This window comes from Aromatoleum toluolicum, assembly GCF_012911005.2.
GTDB classification, from domain to species: Bacteria; Pseudomonadota; Gammaproteobacteria; order Burkholderiales; family Rhodocyclaceae; genus Aromatoleum; species Aromatoleum toluolicum.
Genome location: NZ_WTVS01000059.1, coordinates 1 through 17,927 on the forward strand (window position 1 = coordinate 1; position 17,927 = coordinate 17,927).

General features: G+C 68.2%; 13 protein-coding genes. 7 read left to right on the forward strand and 6 right to left on the reverse strand.

Annotated elements, in window-relative coordinates; all coding sequences use genetic code 11:
* Positions 1-17: 17 nt before the first annotated feature.
* Entirely contained in the window at positions 18-1,079 is a 1,062-nt protein-coding gene (gene alr, locus GPA27_RS21585; RefSeq protein ID WP_169142496.1) for an alanine racemase, read from the reverse strand.
* Positions 1,076-2,479 carry a D-amino acid dehydrogenase gene (locus GPA27_RS21590; protein ID WP_373322795.1) on the reverse strand — a complete coding sequence of 468 codons (1,404 nt, stop codon included), beginning with the start codon at positions 2,477-2,479 and terminating at the stop codon, positions 1,076-1,078. The genes alr and GPA27_RS21590 overlap by 4 nt, the downstream gene beginning before the upstream one ends.
* Before the next feature lie 32 nt (positions 2,480-2,511).
* Here GPA27_RS21590 and GPA27_RS21595 point away from each other — a divergent pair, with 32 nt between their 5' ends.
* Positions 2,512-2,976, forward strand: coding sequence for an Lrp/AsnC ligand binding domain-containing protein (locus GPA27_RS21595; protein WP_169142498.1), 465 nt, complete (start codon positions 2,512-2,514; stop codon positions 2,974-2,976).
* Between the two features lie 7 nt (positions 2,977-2,983).
* Here the strand turns inward: GPA27_RS21595 and GPA27_RS21600 are convergent, their stop codons facing one another.
* Together GPA27_RS21600 and GPA27_RS21605 are read right to left on the reverse strand one after the other, a co-directional pair.
* A complete protein-coding gene (locus GPA27_RS21600; protein ID WP_169142499.1) occupies positions 2,984-3,709 on the reverse strand; it encodes a hypothetical protein in 726 nt (241 codons plus the stop codon).
* 4 nt (positions 3,710-3,713) lie between these two features.
* Positions 3,714-4,043 (reverse strand): hypothetical protein, encoded by a 330-nt coding sequence (locus GPA27_RS21605; RefSeq protein WP_169142500.1) that lies wholly within the window; start codon positions 4,041-4,043, stop codon positions 3,714-3,716.
* A 404-nt stretch (positions 4,044-4,447) separates the two neighbouring features.
* Between GPA27_RS21605 and GPA27_RS21610 the strand changes: the two genes are divergently transcribed.
* Together GPA27_RS21610 and torR are read left to right on the forward strand one after the other, a co-directional pair.
* Positions 4,448-5,626, forward strand: a complete 1,179-nt coding sequence (locus GPA27_RS21610) for a porin (RefSeq protein WP_169142501.1) — start codon at positions 4,448-4,450, stop codon at positions 5,624-5,626.
* 159 nt (positions 5,627-5,785) lie between these two features.
* The gene (gene torR, locus GPA27_RS21615; protein WP_169142502.1) at positions 5,786-6,538 is read left to right on the forward strand and encodes a two-component system response regulator TorR; all 753 of its coding nucleotides are present in this window, start codon (positions 5,786-5,788) and stop codon (positions 6,536-6,538) included.
* Here the strand turns inward: torR and torS are convergent.
* Positions 6,535-9,489 (reverse strand): TMAO reductase system sensor histidine kinase/response regulator TorS, encoded by a 2,955-nt coding sequence (torS, locus tag GPA27_RS21620; protein WP_169142503.1) that lies wholly within the window; start codon positions 9,487-9,489, stop codon positions 6,535-6,537. The two genes, torR and torS, sit on opposite strands and share 4 nt — an antisense overlap.
* Before the next feature lie 188 nt (positions 9,490-9,677).
* Here torS and torT point away from each other — a divergent pair, with 188 nt between their 5' ends.
* A complete protein-coding gene (gene torT, locus GPA27_RS21625) occupies positions 9,678-10,757 on the forward strand; it encodes a TMAO reductase system periplasmic protein TorT (RefSeq protein WP_169142504.1) in 1,080 nt (359 codons plus the stop codon).
* A 156-nt stretch (positions 10,758-10,913) separates the two neighbouring features.
* On the opposite strand, the gene GPA27_RS21630 is transcribed toward torT, so the two are convergent.
* Positions 10,914-13,574, reverse strand: a complete 2,661-nt coding sequence (locus GPA27_RS21630; RefSeq protein ID WP_169142505.1) for a molybdopterin-dependent oxidoreductase — start codon at positions 13,572-13,574, stop codon at positions 10,914-10,916.
* Positions 13,575-13,914: 340 nt separating this feature from the next.
* Here GPA27_RS21630 and GPA27_RS21635 point away from each other — a divergent pair, with 340 nt between their 5' ends.
* The 3 genes from GPA27_RS21635 to GPA27_RS21645 all read left to right on the forward strand — a co-directional run bounded on the left by GPA27_RS21635 (position 13,915) and on the right by GPA27_RS21645 (position 17,884).
* On the forward strand, positions 13,915-14,661 hold the full coding sequence (locus GPA27_RS21635) for a TorF family putative porin (RefSeq protein WP_169142506.1): 747 nt from the start codon (positions 13,915-13,917) through the stop codon (positions 14,659-14,661).
* Positions 14,662-14,907: 246 nt separating this feature from the next.
* Entirely contained in the window at positions 14,908-15,312 is a 405-nt protein-coding gene (locus tag GPA27_RS21640) for a tellurite resistance TerB family protein (protein ID WP_169142507.1), read from the forward strand.
* Between the two features lie 145 nt (positions 15,313-15,457).
* Positions 15,458-17,884 (forward strand): putative bifunctional diguanylate cyclase/phosphodiesterase, encoded by a 2,427-nt coding sequence (locus GPA27_RS21645; protein WP_169142508.1) that lies wholly within the window; start codon positions 15,458-15,460, stop codon positions 17,882-17,884.
* Positions 17,885-17,927: the final 43 nt, after the last annotated feature.

Sequence of the window (17,927 nt, forward strand, 5' to 3'; positions counted from 1 at the left end):
GGGCTGAGGGGCCGCGTTCAGTCCGTGTATTCGAAGCGCACGCGCTTGACGTTGCACAGCAGCTCGTAGGCGATCGTGTTCGCTGCCTCGGCGATGCGGTTCACCGGGACGTTGTTGCCCCACAGCTCGACGCGGCTGCCCAGCTTGGCGTCGGGCAGGTCGGTGAGATCGACCGTGAGCATGTCCATCGACACGCGCCCGATCAGGCGCGTGCGCAGGCCGTCGACGGCGACCGGCGTGCCATCGGGCACCGTGCGCGGATAGCCGTCGGCGTAGCCCATCGCGACGAGGCCGACGCGGGTGGGGCGTTCGGCGCGGAAGCGTGCGCCGTAGCCGAGCGGGGCGCCGGCGGGAATCTCGCGGATGCCCATGATGGCGCTCTCGAGCGTCATCACCGGGCGCAGGCCGTTCGGTTCGCCGGGCATCGGGTCGGCGCCGTACAGCAGGATGCCCGGGCGAGCCCAGTCGCGATGGGCGTCGGGCCAGCCGAGGATCGCGCCGGAGTTGGCGAGGCTGCGCGGTCCGGGCAGGTCGCGGGTGGCGGTATCGAAGGCGGCGACCTGTTCGGGCGTGGACAGGACGTGCGGCTCGTCGGCGCGCGCGAAGTGGGTCATCAGCGTGATGTTGCCGACCCTGCCGTTGTCCTTGAGGCGTTGCCACGCGGCGCGCAGCTCGTGCGGCATGAAGCCGGCGCGGTTCATGCCGCTGTTGACCTTGAGCCACACGTCGAGCGGCAGCGCCGGCTTCGCGTGGTCGATGATGCGGATCTGCTCGGCGTGGTGCACGACCATCCACAGGTCGTGGCGCACCACCTCGTCGAGTTCGTCGGCAGCGAAGATGCCTTCGAGCAGCAGGATGGGCTGTTCGATGCCGGCCGCGCGCAGTTGCAGCGCTTCCTCGAGGAAGGCGACGGCGAAGCCGTCGACCTCCGCGGCGAGGGCGCGCGCGCAGGCGACGGCGCCGTGGCCGTAGGCATTGGCCTTGACGACGGCCAGCGCACGGCCGCCGTGGCGGCCGCGGGCGAGGCGGTAGTTGTGACGCAGGGCGTCGAGGTCGATCAGTGCGCGGGCGGGTCTCATGCGGCGGGGGACAGGCTAAGGCCTTGTGAGCGTGAAGCCGCTACTTTGCCATAACGCGCGAGTCCGAGATCGGAATGACGGATCGCCGGCTGGCGGCCGGTAACGAGATCGGCCACCAGTTGCCCGGAGCCGCAGGCCATCGTCCACCCCAGGGTGCCGTGGCCGGTGTTGAGGTAGAGCTGCGGATAGACGGTCTCGCCGACGATCGGCGTGCCGTCCGGGGTCATCGGGCGCAGGCCGGTCCAGAATTCGGCCGCCGGCAGGTCGCCGCCGCCGGGGAAGAGGTCGCCGACGACCATTTCCAGCGTCTCGCGGCGGCGCGGGTTGAGCGCGAGGTCGAAGCCGGCGAGTTCGGCCATGCCGCCGACGCGGATGCGGTCGTCAAAGCGGGTGATCGCGATCTTGTAGGTCTCGTCGAGCACGGTGGACACCGGCGCCTTCGCGGCGTCGACGAGCGGCACGGTGAGCGAGTAGCCCTTCACCGGATAGACGGGCAGGTCGAGGCCCAGCGGCGCGAGCATCTTGCGCGAATAGCTGCCGAGCGCGAGCACGTAGCGGTCGGCCGCCAGCACTTCGTCGCCGACCTGCACGCCGATGACGTCGCCGCCGCCGACCAGCACTTCGCGGATGTCCTGGCCGAAGCGGAATTCGACGCCCAGCGCGCGCGCCTTGTCGGCGAGCCGCGTGGTGAACAGCTGGCAGTCGCCGGTTTCGTCGTTGGGCAGGCGCAGTCCGCCGGCGAGCTTGTCGCGCACCGCGGTGAGCGCCGGTTCGGCGCCGGCGAGCGCGTCGCGGTCGAGCATCTCGAACGGTACGCCGCAGTCCTGCAGCACTTCGATGTCGCGCGCCGCAGCATCGACCTGGGCCTGGCTGCGGAAGAGCTGCAGCGTGCCGCGCGTGCGCTCCTCATAGGTGAGGCCGGTGTCGGCGCGCAGCTCGCGCAGCACGTCGCGGCTGTATTCGGACAGCCGCATCATGCGTTCCTTGTTCACCGCGTAGCGCGCGGCGGAGCAGTTCTTCAGCATCTCGGCCATCCAGCGCAGCTGGAACAGGCTGCCGTCGGCGCGGATCGCGAGCGGCGCGTGGCGCTGGAACAGCCACTTCATCGCCTTCAGCGGGATGCCGGGCGCGGCCCACGGCGTGGAGTAGCCGGGCGACACCTGGCCGGCGTTGGCGTAGCTGGTTTCGAGCGCGGGGGCGGGCTGGCGGTCGATGACCGTGACCTGGGCGCCGCTGCGGGCGAGGTAGTAAGCGGTGGTGGTGCCGACGACGCCGCTGCCGAGGACGAGAACGCGCATGACTGACTCCGTGACTTTCGGTGCATTGAATATCTCCAGTCTAGTGATGGTTTGGCAGTGAAATTCACCTGAATTGACGCCAGATGTAGTGAATTGCCGTATATTCGGGCGGTGTTTTCCTCCGGGATAGTGAAATGCGCGAACTCGACCGCATCGACCGCCGCATCCTCGATCTGCTGCAGAAGGATGGCCGGATTTCGATGACCGACCTGGCGGCGAAAATCGGCCTGTCGGCGACGCCGTGCACCGAGCGCGTGCGGCGCCTGGAGCGCGAGGGCGTGATCACCGGCTACCACGCGCACGTGAATCCGCATGCGCTGGGCAAGAACCTGCTGGTGTTCGTCGAGATCAAGCTGTCGGCGAAGTCCGCCGAGGTGTTCGATCGCGTGAAGAAGGAGTTGAGCTTCGTGCCCGAGGTGATGGAGTGCCATCTCGTGTCGGGCGACTTCGACTACCTCGTGAAGGCGCGCATCACCGAGATGGGCGAATACCGGCGCCTGCTCGGCAACATCCTGCTCAAGCTGCCGTCGGCGGCCGAATCGCGCAGTTATGTGGTGATGGAGGAGCTGAAGGAGACGCTGTACATCCCCGCCGAGTGATCGCGCTTCAGATCAGGCCGGGGATTTCGGGGCGGAACAGCGAGTCCGCGATCGGGGTGTCGTACTCGACCGACTCGATCACCGAGCGGCCGATGTAGCGGCCCATGGCGTAGTGGTGTTCGATGGCGGCGTAGAGGCGGCCGTCGCTGGTGCGGAAATCCTCGTACACGGTGCCGAACACCATCTCGCTGCCGCCCGGGTGGACGAGGATGCCGCGCGAACGCAGGATGCGCCCGGACTCGGGATCGACTTCGGCGACCATGCGCAGGTTGTCGCCGAGCGGCATCTCGACGAAGTGCAGGCGCACCTCGCCGATGCGCTGCTCGCCGCCGTCGCGCAGCCGCTCGCGTGCGGCGAGCAGGTTCCACGGCAGGGCGACGCGTGCCGCCTGCAGGATCAGCGCTCCGCGGAAGGCTTCGCTCATCGGCTTGCTGCTTTGCCACGCCGCCGGGCCGTCGATGATGCGGGTCTCGACGCCGGAACGGTAGCGGATCTCGATGCGGAAGCGTTCGGCGCCGCGGTAGGCGCGCAGGAGCGTGCCCTCGCCGCGGCTGTGCGAGAGCGTGCGCCCGCGCTGCAGGATGGAGTTCGGCTGCTTGACCGTGCCGTAGGCGCGCTCGATGCGTTCGAGCAACGGTCCGAGCTCGCCCGCACCTGCCGTGCCGGCGATGGCCAGCAGCGCAGCGGCGAGGAGCAGCCGCAGCCAGGATGCAGGGCCGGAACCGCAGCGCATCGCCTTATTCCTTCTTCCAGCGGTCGTGTCCGATGAACTCTTCCCAGTCGAGGAAGCCGTCGCGGTTCTTGTCGTTCTGGTCGAAGTTCTCGCTCTGGTAGGTGAAGCGGCCGGCGACTTCCTCGCGCGAGAGCTTGCCGTCCTTGTCGGCGTCGGCGCTGTCGAAGCGCTCGATGGCCTTCTGGCGCGCGGCGCGGCCGACCTCGCCGAGGTGGTCGTTGCGGTCGAGCGAGGGGATGCGCGACTGGGCCGCCGCGGTGAGGGGGGCGGCGAAGGAGGCCGCCAGCGCGAGCGCGAGCAGGGTGGCGGCCAGGGGGTGTGCGGGGGAGTTCATGATCGATTCGATGCAGGGGCGGGGAACGGCGCCGGTGCGCGGTGGGCGCCGGGGTGTCGGAAGGATGTTCCGCCAAATCGCCGGCGCTGGCAATCGCGAACGGGCGAATGCGCCCGGCCGAAAAGGCCGCAGGTGTTCCACCCTGTAACAACTGTGTCGTCGGCCGCTTGCGCGCTGTGTCAAAGCGGATCAATTTTTGGGGCGATACAGGGGTGATGCGTAGCGAAAATCGCTAAAAATGCAGCGAAAGTGCGGTAATCCGGAATTGGCCCGGAGTTTGCGAAGTGCGCCCAGGCCCGCCCACCGGCGCGGCTGTACGCACCGGTTGGCGCCCTTCGGAACAGAGGCGCGGGGGCGGAATGCAAACAAACAAGGCAGCAAAACCAGAGGCCAAGGAGGAAACAATGACTATTCGTGCGAAATCGGGTGTGCTGAAGCGGACGGCGATGGCAGGCGCGTTGTGCGCGCTCGGACTGGGACAGGCCCATGCGGTGAGCTTCTCGCAGGGCGACTCGACGATCGACATCAACGGGACGATCAACGGCTTCTATTCGAGCCGCACGCAGGAGGTTGGCGGGGTCAAGACGCGCGAATCGGCGCTGACCAACGGCCTGCTGCCGGGCTGGATCAACTTCGTGTTCACGACCAAGGTCGAAGGGCTGGACATCAAGGCGCACGTCGGCTTCGCGCCCGGCATCAACGACAAGTCGGACGTCGTCGGCCTGCCGACCAACCCCGGCTGCGGCGGGGCGACCGGCTGTGACAGCCCGTTCTCGCAGATCGACACGCGGAACCTGTACTTCCAGTTCGGCAATCAGGAGTGGGGTACCGTGAAGCTCGGCCGTGACATCGGCCTGTTCGGGCAGAAGATCATCCTCTCCGACATGACCCTGCTGGGCCTGGGCGGCAACAGCTACGCGGCGACGCCGTTCAACACCACCTTCGGCATGATCGGCCACGGTTACATGTACACCGGCTTCCAGCCGCAGATCACCTACACGACGCCGACGATGGGCGGCTTCTCGGCCTCGGCGGGCATCTTCGACCCGAACAAGTTCGCCGGCGACGAGACCAAGGATCCGGGCTTCCAGGCGATGCTGAACTACGACTGGAAGGCGAGCGAGACCACGACGGGTTCGCTGTGGGCGGGCTACATCCATCAGGGCACCAGCGGCGACGGCAGCTTCGACGCCAGCGGCTACGAGCTCGGCGCGAAGATCGGCCTCGGCAACTTCGAGGCGGTGGCCTACGGCTTCGACGCGAAGGGGCTGGGATTGTCGACGGTCGGCGCGCTGTACTTCTCGCCCTTCGAGAAGACCAAGGGCAAGGGCTACTTCGTGCAGGGCACGTACAAGTTCGGCAAGACCAAGGTGGGCCTGAACTACGGCGAAAACCGCGACAGCAGCGGGCTGCTGACCGAGACCAACAAGTTCCGCTCGGCGACCCTCGGCGTGTACCACAGCCTGAACAAGTACATCACGCTGGTGGCCGAGTACAACCGCGAGAAGGGCACCGGGGCGGACATCTTCCCGGGCGACCTGAAGACCCGCACGATCTCGCTGGGCGGCATCCTGTTCTTCTGAGGGACAGGTGCGCAGCACGCAGCCGGGTGGAGCGCCCGGTTGCGTGACGCCCCCTTGGGGGAAGGATCCGGGGGCGGCATCGGGTAGCTCGCAGGCTGCAGGCGGGCCGGCTGGGAATCCCGATATAATCGGACGCGCGTCGCCTCGGCGGCGCGCCCGATGCTCCATCCACCCTTGGATGTCCCGCCGACCTTGATCGAGAATCGACCCGCCAGACTCCTTGTCGTCGATGATGATCCGGTGACCCGCGCCCGGCTCGAGGCGTATTTCGCCAACGAGGGCTACGAGGTGCTGGCCGCGTCGAACGGCGAGGACATGTGGCGCACCCTGCACAGCGAGCCGATCGACGTCGTGCTGCTCGACGTCGGCCTGCCGGGCAAGGACGGGCTGGAACTCGCGCGGGAGTTGCGTGCCCACGACGAGCGCCTCGGCATCATCCTCGTGACCGGGCGCAGCGACGACATCGACAAGATCGTCGGCCTCGAATCGGGCGCCGACGACTACGTCACCAAGCCGTTCAATTCGCGCGAACTGCTCGCGCGCGTGAAGATCGTCCTGCGCGGCAACCGTAACCGGCCTGCGACGCAGGAATCCAATGCGTACCGCTTCGGCCGCTGGACGCTGGAGATCGGCCATCGGCGCCTGGTCGGGAGCGACGGCAGCCGGGAGAGCCTGACCCGCGGCGAGTTCGAATTGCTGGCGAGTTTCGTGCGCCGGCCGGGCGTGGTGCTGAGCCGCGACCGCCTGATGCAGACCGTGAGCCACCGCGCCTGGGATCCCAACGACCGTACGATCGACGTGCTGATCTCGCGCCTGCGCGAGAAGCTCGAGGACGACCCGAAGACGCCGGAGCTGATCGTGACGGTGCGCGGCGAGGGTTACCTGTTCGCGGGCGACGTCACGTCCGTTTAGCTGGCCGCGTCCGTGCCCGCCGCGGCGAGCCAGTCCTCGAGCGCCGCGCAGGCCTGCCGGCAGTCCTCGCGCAGGCCGTCGATCATCGGCGCCAGCGCTGGCCCGTCCGTCGCCGCCGGGTCCGTTGCGGCGTTCTCCAGACGGCGCGTTGCCGCCATCACCCGCAGGAAACCCAGGTTGCCGGCGGCGCTGCGCAGGCGGTGCGCGCGCTTGCCGAGTGCCTGCCGATCGTTCGCCGCGAGGTGGTCGCCGAGTTCGATCAGGGCCGTGTCGGCGTCTGCGCGGAAGAGTTCCAGCAGCCGCGCGAGCGTCGCGGCGCCCAGGCTGTCGAGTTCCCCGGCGAGGTAGTCCGCGTCGAGCACCGGCTCCGCGGATTCGCGTGACTCGGCTTCGCGGGGGGCCGGTGCCGGGGCGGGGCTGCCGGCCGTCGCGGCGGCGAGGGCGCGGGCGAGCTGGGCGCGGTCGAAGGGTTTGCTGAGGAAGCCCGCCATGCCGGCGCCGACGTAGCGTTCGACGGCATCTGCGGACACGTGCGCGGACATCGCGATGACCGGCACCGCGGCCCAGCGGCCGCCGTCGAGCGCGCGGAGGTCGCGCGCCACCTCGACGCCGGATGCGCCCGGCAGGCTGATGTCCATCAGCACGGCGTCGATCGGGTCGCGGCGCTGGCCGAGCAGCGCGATGGCCTCCTCGCCGTCGCCTGCGACGAGCGGGCGGTGACCGAGCGATTCGAGATAGCGCACGCAGACGATGCGGTTGATCTCGTCGTCCTCGACCAGCAGGACGTCGAGCGGGCGCTGCGCGGCATCGGGGCGTGTGTCGGCGGACTGCTGCGGCAGCGCGTCGGCGAGTTCGAAGGCGATGTCGAAACCGACCTGCGTTCCCTGGCCGGGGACGCTCTCCAGGCCGATGTGGCCGCCCATCAGTTCGACCAGCCGCTGGCAGATCGCCAGCCCGAGGCCGGTGCCGCCGGGGCGGTGGTGCCGGGCGTCCTCGACCTGCACGAAAGGCTTGAACACTTCGGTGCATTGCTCGGGCGGGATGCCGATGCCCGTGTCGGTGACGGTGAAATGCAGCCGTGCTGTTCCGTCCGCTGCGGCGGGATCGGCGCGCACGGACGCGGTCACCGAGCCCTCGTCGGTGAACTTGATCGCGTTGCCGAGGACGTTGAGCAGGATCTGGTTGAGCTTGCGCCGGTCGCCGACGAGGACGTCGGGCACGTCGGAGGCGATGTCGCGCACCAGCGCGATGCCTTTCGCGCGCGCCGCGACGCCCTGCAGCGCGAGCATGTTGTCGATGGTGTCGCGCAGCGCGAACGGGAGGTGCTCGAAGTCGACCTTGCCGGCCTCCAGGCGCGAGAAGCTCAGCATGTCCTCGAGGATCTCCAGCAGCGTCGCGTTGGCGTAGCCGATCATGCGCACGTATTCCTGCTGGCGTGCGTCGAGCCCGGTGTCGCGCAGCAGGTGCACGCTGCCGCTGACGCCGGAGAGCGGCGTGCGCAGTTCGTGGCTGAGGGTCGCGAGGAAGACGCTCTTCGCGCGGTTGGCCTCTTCGGCCTCGCGCCGCGCGACCGCGTGTTCGGCGACTTCGCGTTCGAGCAGGGCGTTGCTTTGTTGCAGTTCGGCGGTGCGCGCGGCGACCTGGTCTTCCAGTTCGTGCTGGTGGCGCAGCAGTTCGCCTTCCAGGCGCACGCGCTCGCGCGCGTTGTCGCGGAACTGTTCCAGCGCCCGCGCGAGCGGCGCGAGCGGGTCGTTGGCGCGCGTGGCGATGCGCACGTCGTAGTCACCGCTCGCCAGCGCGCGCACCGTGGTTTCCATGCCTTGCAGCCGGCCGAGCACGTGATAGCGGAACAGCACCCACAGCGTCGCCATGAGGGCGAAGAACAGCAGCGCGCCGACTGCGAGGAAGCCGATGATGCCGCGTTCGACCGCGCGCTTCGACTGATCGCCGGCGAGGTCGATCGCGCGGTGCGCCGCGACGACCAGTGCGCCCGCCTGCTCGGCCAGTTGTGCTGCCTGCGCGGCGCCGTCGTCGCGCAGTTGCATGAAGCTGCGCACCAGCGCTAGGCGCTGCCCGCGGGTGGCGAACAGACCGTCCGCCTGCGTCGCGGTCTCGAGTACCGCGAACTGCGCGACGCCGCTCGCCTTGCGCCCGGGATCGACGATGTCGTCCAGGCGGCGGCGCAGGATGTCGAGGTTGCCGTCGAACCCCGCCTGCAGCGTCGCGAGCACGTCCGGCGCGTCCTCGCGTTCGAGGCGCTCGAGCAGGGTCTTGAGGTTGAAGCACGCGAGCTGGAACTCGCCCATGCGCTCCATGCGGTCGAAGTTGACCTCCACGAGGCGGTCGAGCGATTCGAACACGCGCTCCCTCGGCGGGTTGCGCTCGATCAGCGGATAGAGGCTGGAGATCGTCGCCGTCGTCGCCGTCGAGGCGTTGGCCGCGAGCGATTCGGACAGCATCACCAGCGCGAGCACGGCCTGCTGCTGGCCGGCGAACAACTCCTGTTCGCGGCGGGCGAGCGCGAGGCGGCGACGCACGTCGTCGGCCTGCCGGCCGAGGTTCGCCGCAATCGCGTCGAGCGTCGATGCGATCGCCGTTCCGAGTCCCGGTTCGAAGCGCCGCTGCTCGAGCCGCTGCAGCAATCCGCGCAGCTCGGCGAGCTGCTCGCTCGCAGTCTGCTGCAGGCGTTCGACCTCCGCGGGCGACTCCGCGCGGCCCAGTCGTTCGACCACGGCCCCGACGCGCATGTTGAGGCGCGCGACCGCCTGCACCGCGTCCATCGCGGGCACCGCGTCGTCGATGATCGCGCGCTGCGTCGCGACCACCTGCTGGAAGCTCAGCCACGCGATCGTCGCGACGGTGAAGGTGAGCAGCGCGGCCGCGCCCAGCACGAGGACGAGCTTGCCGATCAGGCCGAGGCGCGCATCGAGGCGTGCGATCCAGGCTTTCATCTATGGTGTGCGTCCGGTCGGAGCGGGGCTGTCGGGACGCCGGAAAGTCGCGCGGAAATGGCTTTGTCCCGGCATTGCGATTGGAATACCATTTTGCGCGCAAGCCCCGGGCTCAGGCAACGCGGGCGTCTGGGCCATCCGGCGGCGCCTGTCGTTGCGGCGCGCATGAATCCTCCGAGAAATCATCCATGCGGCGTTTCCCTGTCGTCATCGCGAGTGTGCTGCTGGGCTTGGCCGGCGGGGCTCCGGCCGCGGCGCCGGGGCAGCGCGAGATCACGCGCTGGGAGCCGCCCTACGACTATTCGCAGGCGGGCGTGGCGGCACCCTACGTGCCGGCAAAGGCGGCGACGCGGCGCTGGACGCTGTGCGCGGCCTTCCCGCACATCAAGGACGCCTACTGGCTGGGGGTGAATTACGGCATGGTCGACGAGGCGCGGCGGCTCGGCGTGCAGTTGCGCCTGGTCGAAGCCGGCGGCTATCCGAATCTGAATCTGCAACGCGAGCAGCTCAAGGCCTGCGGCAGCGACGTTGAAATCGATGCGGTGATCCTCGGCACGGTGTCCTTCGACGGTCTCACCGACGTGATCGGCGAGGTCGCGCGCCGCGTCCCGGTGCTCGCCACGGTCAACGACATCGCCAGCGAAGGGGTCGCGGCGAAGGTCGGCGTGTCGTGGCACGAGATGGGGCGCTTGGCCGGCGAGTACCTCGTGCGGCGCCATCCGGGGCGGGGCGAGGAGATCCCGGTGGCGTGGTTTCCCGGGCCGCAGGGCGCAGGCTGGGTGCCCTTCGTCGACCGCGGTTTCCGCGCGGCGATCGCGGGCAGCCGCATCGTGATCCGCGCGACGGCGTGGGGCGACACCGCGAAGTCGATCCAGCGCAACCTCGTGCAGGGCACGCTCGACCAGCACCCGGAGGTGCGCTATGTGGTCGGCAACGCGCTGATGGCGGAGGCGGCGATCAGCGTGCTGCGCGAGCGCGGGCTGCAGGACCGCATCGGCATCGTCGCGACCTACTTCACGCCGGCGGTGTACCGCGGCATCCTGCGCGGCCGCATCCTCGCCGCGCCGTCGGACGCGCCGGTGCTGCAGGGGCGGCTGTCGGTCGGGCAGGCGGTCGATCTCCTCGAAGGGCGGCCGGTCGCGCGGCATGTCGGCCCGCGCGTGCAGGTCGTCGACCGCGCCGCGCTGAAGCGCATCGAGCTCGACGATTCGCTCGCGCCGAGCACCTTCGTGCCGCAGTTCCGCTACCCGGCGGCGGCGTCGCGGTAAGGTCGAGTGCGCACGGACGCCCCCTCCCCTTGAAGGGGGAGGGATACGGTGCCCGGACAGGCCCCAGGGTATTCGATTGGCACCTTATCAATAAATGACGAAGCCCGGCTCGTGGCCGGGCTTCGCAGCGAGACGCCCCGGTCGGGGCGTCGCCGTTCACATCGCCGCTGCGTCCTTCGCGTTCTTCTCGAGGAAGTCGAGCACGATCTTCTTCTGCGCGTCGTCGAGGCCGGCGCGCGGGAACATGCTCTGCGTGATGCCGTGCCACTGCTTCTTGGTGTAGTCGCCCGGTTCGCGCGGCACATGGCACAGCGTGCAGCGCTCGTAGAAGAGCTTCTCGCCCGGCGTCATGCTTGCCATCGTGGCGCCCTTCAATGCCGCGGCGCGGTCGAAGAGCTTCATGCCGGCGACGTCGAGCGCGAGCTTGGCGGACTTCTCGACCGGGGGTGGCTCGTAGGCGCGGTTCTCGGACTCCGCGTCGGTGCACTTCTTCAGGCTCGCGATGCAGGTGTTGGCGCTCGTGGCCTGGCTCAGGCCGCTCGATGCGACGCTGGTCGTGATCATGTTGATCGCGCCGCTGTTGCAGCGTCCGCGCGAGTCGAGCTGGATCCAGTTGCCTTCCTCGAGGCTGACGACGCCCTTCATGATCTGGTCGGTGACGACCGCGCCGGCGATCAGCGCGCCACGCTCGTTGTACAGCTCGACGAGATCGCCGTCCTTGATGCCCTTGGCCTTGGCGTCCTCGACGCTGATGCGCACGTGCTGGCGGCCCTTGACGTTCTCGTACTTGCGCACGTCGGCCTGCGCCATCTGCGAATGCACGCGGTTGAAGGGGTGCGGGCTGACGACGTGCACCTGGCCGGGCTTGGCGTTGCCGAGGTATTCCGCAGGCTCGAGGAATTTCGGGATCGGCGGGCAGTCGGCCACCTTGAAGCCGTCGATCTCCGAGCAGTAGAGCTCGATCTTGCCCGACTTGGTGTGCAGCGGATTCTTCTCGGGGTCGGTGTAGAAGTCGCCGTGGCGCACCCACTTGCGCATCTTCTCGGGTACGTCGATGCGCACGATGCCCTTCTCCCAGAACTCGTCGAAGGGCACGCTCTGGTTGGTGCGGTCGTACGATTCGCGCAGGATCTGCTGCACCGTCTTGCCTTCGGTGAATTGGAAGCCGACGCCCATCAGGTCGCCGAGGCGGCGGAAGATCTCGAAGTCGTCGAGGCTCTCGCCGTAGGGCTGGATCACCTGGCGCATCGCGTAGATCTTGTCGTTGCTGTAGGTGCCGCCGCTGCTCATGTCGTCACGTTCCAGCGCCGACGTCGCGGGCAGCACGATGTCGGCGAAGCGCGACGACGCGCACCACCACGGATCCTGGCAGATCACCGTGTGCACCTTCTTGTTCATCGCGCGCAGCAGTTCGTTGGTGTCCTGCTGGTGCGACATGAAGTTGTTGCCGGCGTTGTAGATCAGGTGCACGTCGGGGTAAGTGTGCGTCGCGCCGTCACGCGTGTATTGCTTGCCGGGGTTTATCAGCATCTCGCTGATGCGCGAGGCCGGGCAGCGCGCCTTGATCGGGTTGCGCCCCTGCGACAGGCCGACCGGCATCGGGTGCGTCGATTGCGGCATGCCGCCGCCGCCGTAGTGCCAGCTGAAGCCCACGCCCTGACCGGGCTTGCCGATCTTGCCCAGCATCGCGGCGAAGTTGATGATCGCCCAGTGCGTCATCTCGCCGTGGTGCGCGCGCTGCAGCGCCCACGCGCCGGCGAACTGGGTGCGCTTGGTGGCGAAGAGCTCGGCCAGCTCGACGATCTTCTGCGCCGGGATGCCGGTGATCTTCGCCGCCCACTCCGGGGTCTTCGGCGGCGTGCCGTCGGCGTCCTTGCCGAGCAGGTAGGGCAGGAACTTGTCGAAGCCGACCGTGTACTTGTCGAGGTAGGCCTTGTCGTACTTGCCCGTCGTATACACGTGGTAGGCCATGCCGAGGAACAGCGCGACGTCGGTGTTGGGGACGATCTTCACCCACTCCGAGCCGAGCGCCTCGTCGGTGGTCGTGAATTGCGGGTTGATCGAGATGAACTTGACGCCGCGGTCCTTGATCAGCTTCCAGCGCGGGAACATCTGGTGGTCGGCGACCGTGTATTCGATGCGGTTGTTCTTCCACGGGTCGCAGCCTACCCACACCATCACCTCGGTGTGCTCGGCCATCACTTCCCACGCGGTCTGCGGCGAATACACTTCCATGTCGCCGATGATGTGCGGCAGGCTGATCTGCGAGGCGCCGCCGGAATAGTCGCCGGTCGTCACCGAATGCCCGCCGATCAGGCCGAACAGCCGCCCCTGCAGCACCTGCGGGCGCAGCAAGCCGGCGTGCGACCAGCCGCCGTAGGAGCTGCTGAAGACCGCCTCGTTGCCGTGCTGCTCGGCGGTGGTGAGGATGGCGTTGGCGGTGATCGCGAGGATCTCGTCCCAGGTCACGCGCACGAAGGGTTCCTTGCCGCGCAGATGCGGCTTGACGTCGCCCATCGGGTTGGCGAGGTAGGACTTGCGCACCATCGGGTATTGCACGCGGGTCTTGTGATAGACGCGGCTGATGAGGCCTTCGGTGAGCATCTTCGTCGGCATCGCGTCGATGTCGGAGAGCGGCTGCACGCCGACCAGCACGCCGTTCTTCACCACCGCCTTGAACGGACCCCAGTGGCTCGCGCTCGGGATCACGACGGTGTCGGCGCCGAACACCTCGCTCGCGCCGAACCAGGCCAGCCCATTGGCGGCGACCGCCGAAGCGACGGAAGCCTTCAGAAATTCCCTTCTCGACATGCTCATGATTGCATCTCCTTCAGTGCCGGTTGCTCGATTGCCTTTTCCGACTCCAATGCTAGGGAGCGCGGATGAACAGCAGGCGCCGATTTGTCGGTTGTTCGTGGAGATGTGTTAACCACTGTTAACAGCGCGCCCGCGCATTAACGCGCGGGCGCCCGCGGCTGCCGTGAAACCCGTGCCGTGCAAGGGATCTGCGCTTCAGGGCGGTTTTACACAGTCGCAATCCGCATTCACCTTGTTCGGCGCCGCCGTTCATGTCGCCTCCCCATCATGCAATCCGAACGAGTCCGGAAAAGCCGCTGCGCCCCGGAAGACATTGCAACCACGATGAGGGAGTTCGATCATGAAAACGCGTTATTCGATGCTGCTGGCAGGCGCTGCGCTGGTGCTGTCCCAGACCGCGCTGGCGGAGGAAAAACCGGAAGTGCTCGGGGGGACGATCGGCGGCTCGGTGAAGTTCGCGACCGACTACGTCTTCCGCGGCGAGTCGGAGACGGTCAGCGGCGAGATCCCCGCCGTGCAGGCCTCGTTGACCTGGACGCACGCGACCGGCGTGTATCTCGGCTATTTCGGTTCGACCAACAAGTTCGAGGGCTCGCCCGACATCTACGCGGTCGTCGGCCCCTATCTCGGCAAGTACGGCAGCATCGGCGACACGGGCTTCAACTACAATGTGATGGCCTTCTCGTACCAGTACCCGGGCGCCAACCGCTACAACTACAGCGAGCTGTACATGTACCTCGACCGCAACTTCGGGCCGGTCAACCTGAAGCTGGAAGTCACGCCGACGCTCGACGACTGGTTCGGCGTGAACGGCTGGAAGGGCGTGAACTACGCGATCCATCCGAAGCTCACGCTCGGCGACGGTTGGGGCATCGACGGCTCGTTCGGCTACCAGGAGCTCACCGGCCACGGCGCCGAGGGCTGGACGCACTGGAACGTGGGCGTCACCAAGCAGATGTGGGGACTCAACTTCGACCTGCGCTTCCATGACACCGATGTCGACCGCAGCCACAAGGTGTATGGCAGCCATGACGGCCGCAAGATCTTCAAGGAACGGGTCGTGTTCGCCGTGTCGAAGAGCTTCTGACGAGGCCGGCGGTGCGATCTGCGGATCAACTTGATGATGGGTCGGATTCGTAGGGCGGGAGGAGCCGAAGGCGCATCCCGCCACGCGGCGCTCGGACAAGTGCCAGCGCCCGTAATGGCGGGATGCGCTGCGCTTCTCCCGCCCTACCCGATGTCGTGAGATTGCGCCGGGCCGAAACCATTCGTTGCAGCATGCGGTCATAGGGGCGTTATCCTTCAACGTTTTCCGCGCCCCGCATTCCTGCCGATGACCGACCCGACTTACGAGGCGCAACGCGCCGTGGCCACCGAGCTGGTGGCGCTGACCCTGCTGGCGGACGGCGTGCTCGCCAGCCGCGAACTCGAGGCGCTCGACCGCCTCGGCATTCCGAAGCTGCTGGGCGTCGAGCGCGACGCCCTGATCCAGGCCATCATCGACCACTGCCGCCGCCTGCTGCAGCGGCCCGAGCGCATCGACCCGGTGCGCCTGCTCGACATCGAGCGCTTCGAGATGATGCTCGACCGCATCACCGACCCGGTCCTGCGCGAGATGGTGTGCCGCGCGATGCTGGTGCTGTCCAAGGCCGACGGCGTCATCTGCCTGCCCGAGCAGACCCTGCTGCGCGATGCCTTGACGCGCTGGGGCATTCCGCTCGAACAACTGCGAGACTGATTCCTCCATGGCGATGCACATCGAGCCCGGGCGGCGCTGACGGGCGCTGCCGGCGCGCGCGAATGGTCGTATGATGGGCTACGGCGGCCGCGCGTTGGCGGGCCGTCCGGCGCAATGGGCAGGCCGGCAGGCGACCGGGGGATGCATGTTCAGACTGACCCGCTATTTTTCGATTGCGAGCGGAATCGCCGTGCTGGTGCTTTCGCTGCTGTTCCTGTGGGGCTACCGCAGCAGCGAGATCGCCGAGCGCACGGAGATTTCCGGCACGCGCAACGAGCTGCTCGCGCGCACCATCGCGAACGCGGTGTGGCCCGAGTTCGGCGTGGCGCTGATGGACTCCGCAGGCCGCGACGCGCTCGCGCTGCGCGAGCGCGAACTGACGGTGCGCCTGCGGGAACGGATCCGCGAGCTGTCGACGGGCGTGCCGGTAATCAAGATCAAGGTGTACGACCTGAAGGGCACGGCGGTGTTCTCGACCGTCGTGCGCGAGATCGGCGAGGACAAGAGCGCCAACCCCGGTTTCCTCGCGGCGCGCGACGGCGTGACGATGAGCGAGCTCGTCTATCGCGGCCGCATGAGCGCGACCGAGGGCGAGATCGAGAACGTGAACGTGGTGTCGAGCTACATCCCGATCCGCCCCGATACGGACGGAGAGGTGAAGGCGGTGTTCGAGCTCTACACCGACGTCTCGGGCGACATCCGCGAGATCGACAGCGACTCGTGGCGGCTGCTGCTCGCGATCGTGCTGGGCTTCGGTGCGCTCTACACGGTGCTGCTGCTGGTCGTCGGCCGCGCCGACCGCATCCTGCGCCGGCAGTACGGGGTGCTGCGCGAGAACGAGGCCAGCATGCGCGCGCAGAACGAGGCGCTGGAGGCCGCCAACCGGCGCCTGCACATGGCCGCGAGCGTGTTCGAGCGCAGCATCGAGGGCATCGTCATCACCGACCCGGGGCAGCGCGTCATCGAGGTGAACCGCGCCTTCACCGAGATCACCGGCTACACCCCCGACGAGGCGATCGGCGACACGCCGCGCCTGCTGTCGTCGGGCTGGCACGACGAGGCCTTCTACGACGAGATGTGGAAGACGGTCAAGGAGCGCGGCTACTGGCAGGGCGAAGTCACCAACCGGCGCAAGAGCGGCGAGGTGTACCGCCAGTGGCTGACCCTGTGCGCGGATTACAACGACCGCCAGGAGCTCGTGTACTACATCGGGATGTTCTACGACATCACTGAGAAGCGCCTGAGCGAGGAGCGCATTGCGCGCCTGGCCTATTACGACGCGCTGACCGGGCTGGCGAACCGGCGCCTGTTCGAGGACCGGCTTGAGAACGCGGTGCTGCTCGCGCGGCGCCAGACCTCGAGCCTCGCCGTGCTGTTCATCGACCTCGACCGCTTCAAGCCGGTGAACGACAGCCTCGGCCACAAGGCCGGCGACGCGCTGCTCAAGCAGGTGGCCGCGCGCCTGAGCGGCATCGTGCGCGACTGCGACACGACCGCGCGCCTGGGGGGCGACGAATTCGGGGTGTTGCTCGCGGGTGAATCCTTCGACCGCCGGCAGGTCACCGCCGCGGTCGCGCAGCGCATCCTCGACGCCCTGTCCACGCCCTTCCTCGTCGAAGGGCGGGAGATCGCGACGGGGGCCAGCATCGGCATCAGCTTCTACCCCGAGGACGGCAGCACGCCCGAGGTGCTCACCAAGCACGCCGACGTCGCGATGTACCAGGCCAAGCGCGCCGGGCGCAACCGCTACCGCTTCTTCCTGCCGTCGATGAACGAGGGCGCGCTGGAGCGCCTGGGGATGGAGGAGAACCTGCGCCACGCGCTGGAGCGCAATGAGTTCGAGCTGCACTTCCAGCCCAAGGTGGATACCGCGAGCGGCACGATGACCGGCGCCGAGGTGTTGTTGCGCTGGCGCCAGCCCGAGCGTGGATTGGTTCCGCCCGCCGAGTTCATCCCGATCGCCGAGGAGACCGGCCTGATCGTCGATATCGGCGCCTGGGTGCTGGAGCAGGCCTGCCGCAAGGTGGTCGAATGGGGCGAGCGCCTGCCGCCGGGGTTCCGCCTCGCGGTGAACCTCTCGGTGCGGCAGCTGCAGGGCGACATCGACGAGACCGTGCGCGAGGCGCTCGCGGTGACCGGCGCGGATCCCGCGCGCGTCGAGCTCGAGCTCACCGAGAGCATGCTGATGGAAGACACCGAACGCGCGATCGGCCTGATGGACAGGCTCTGCGCACAGGGCGTGCAGCTCGCGCTGGACGACTTCGGCACCGGCTATTCGTCGCTGTACTACCTCAAGCGCTTCCCGATCCACCGCCTCAAGATCGACCGCTCCTTCGTCAGCGAACTGCCGCACGACCGCAGCTGCGCCGCGATCGTGCAGGCGACGATCGCGCTCGCGCGCAGCCTCGGCCTGGAGGTGATCGCCGAGGGGGTCGAGACGACCGACCAGCGTGATTTCCTGCGCGACGCGGGCTGTCCGGAATGCCAGGGCTACCTGTTCGGCTCGCCGGTGCCGGCGGACGCCTTCGCGGCCATGCTCGACGCGCTTCGGCCGCAGGCCCGGGCGTCGTGAACGTGCGCGCAAACTTGCGGCCGGCGCGCCAGTCTACGCCTGC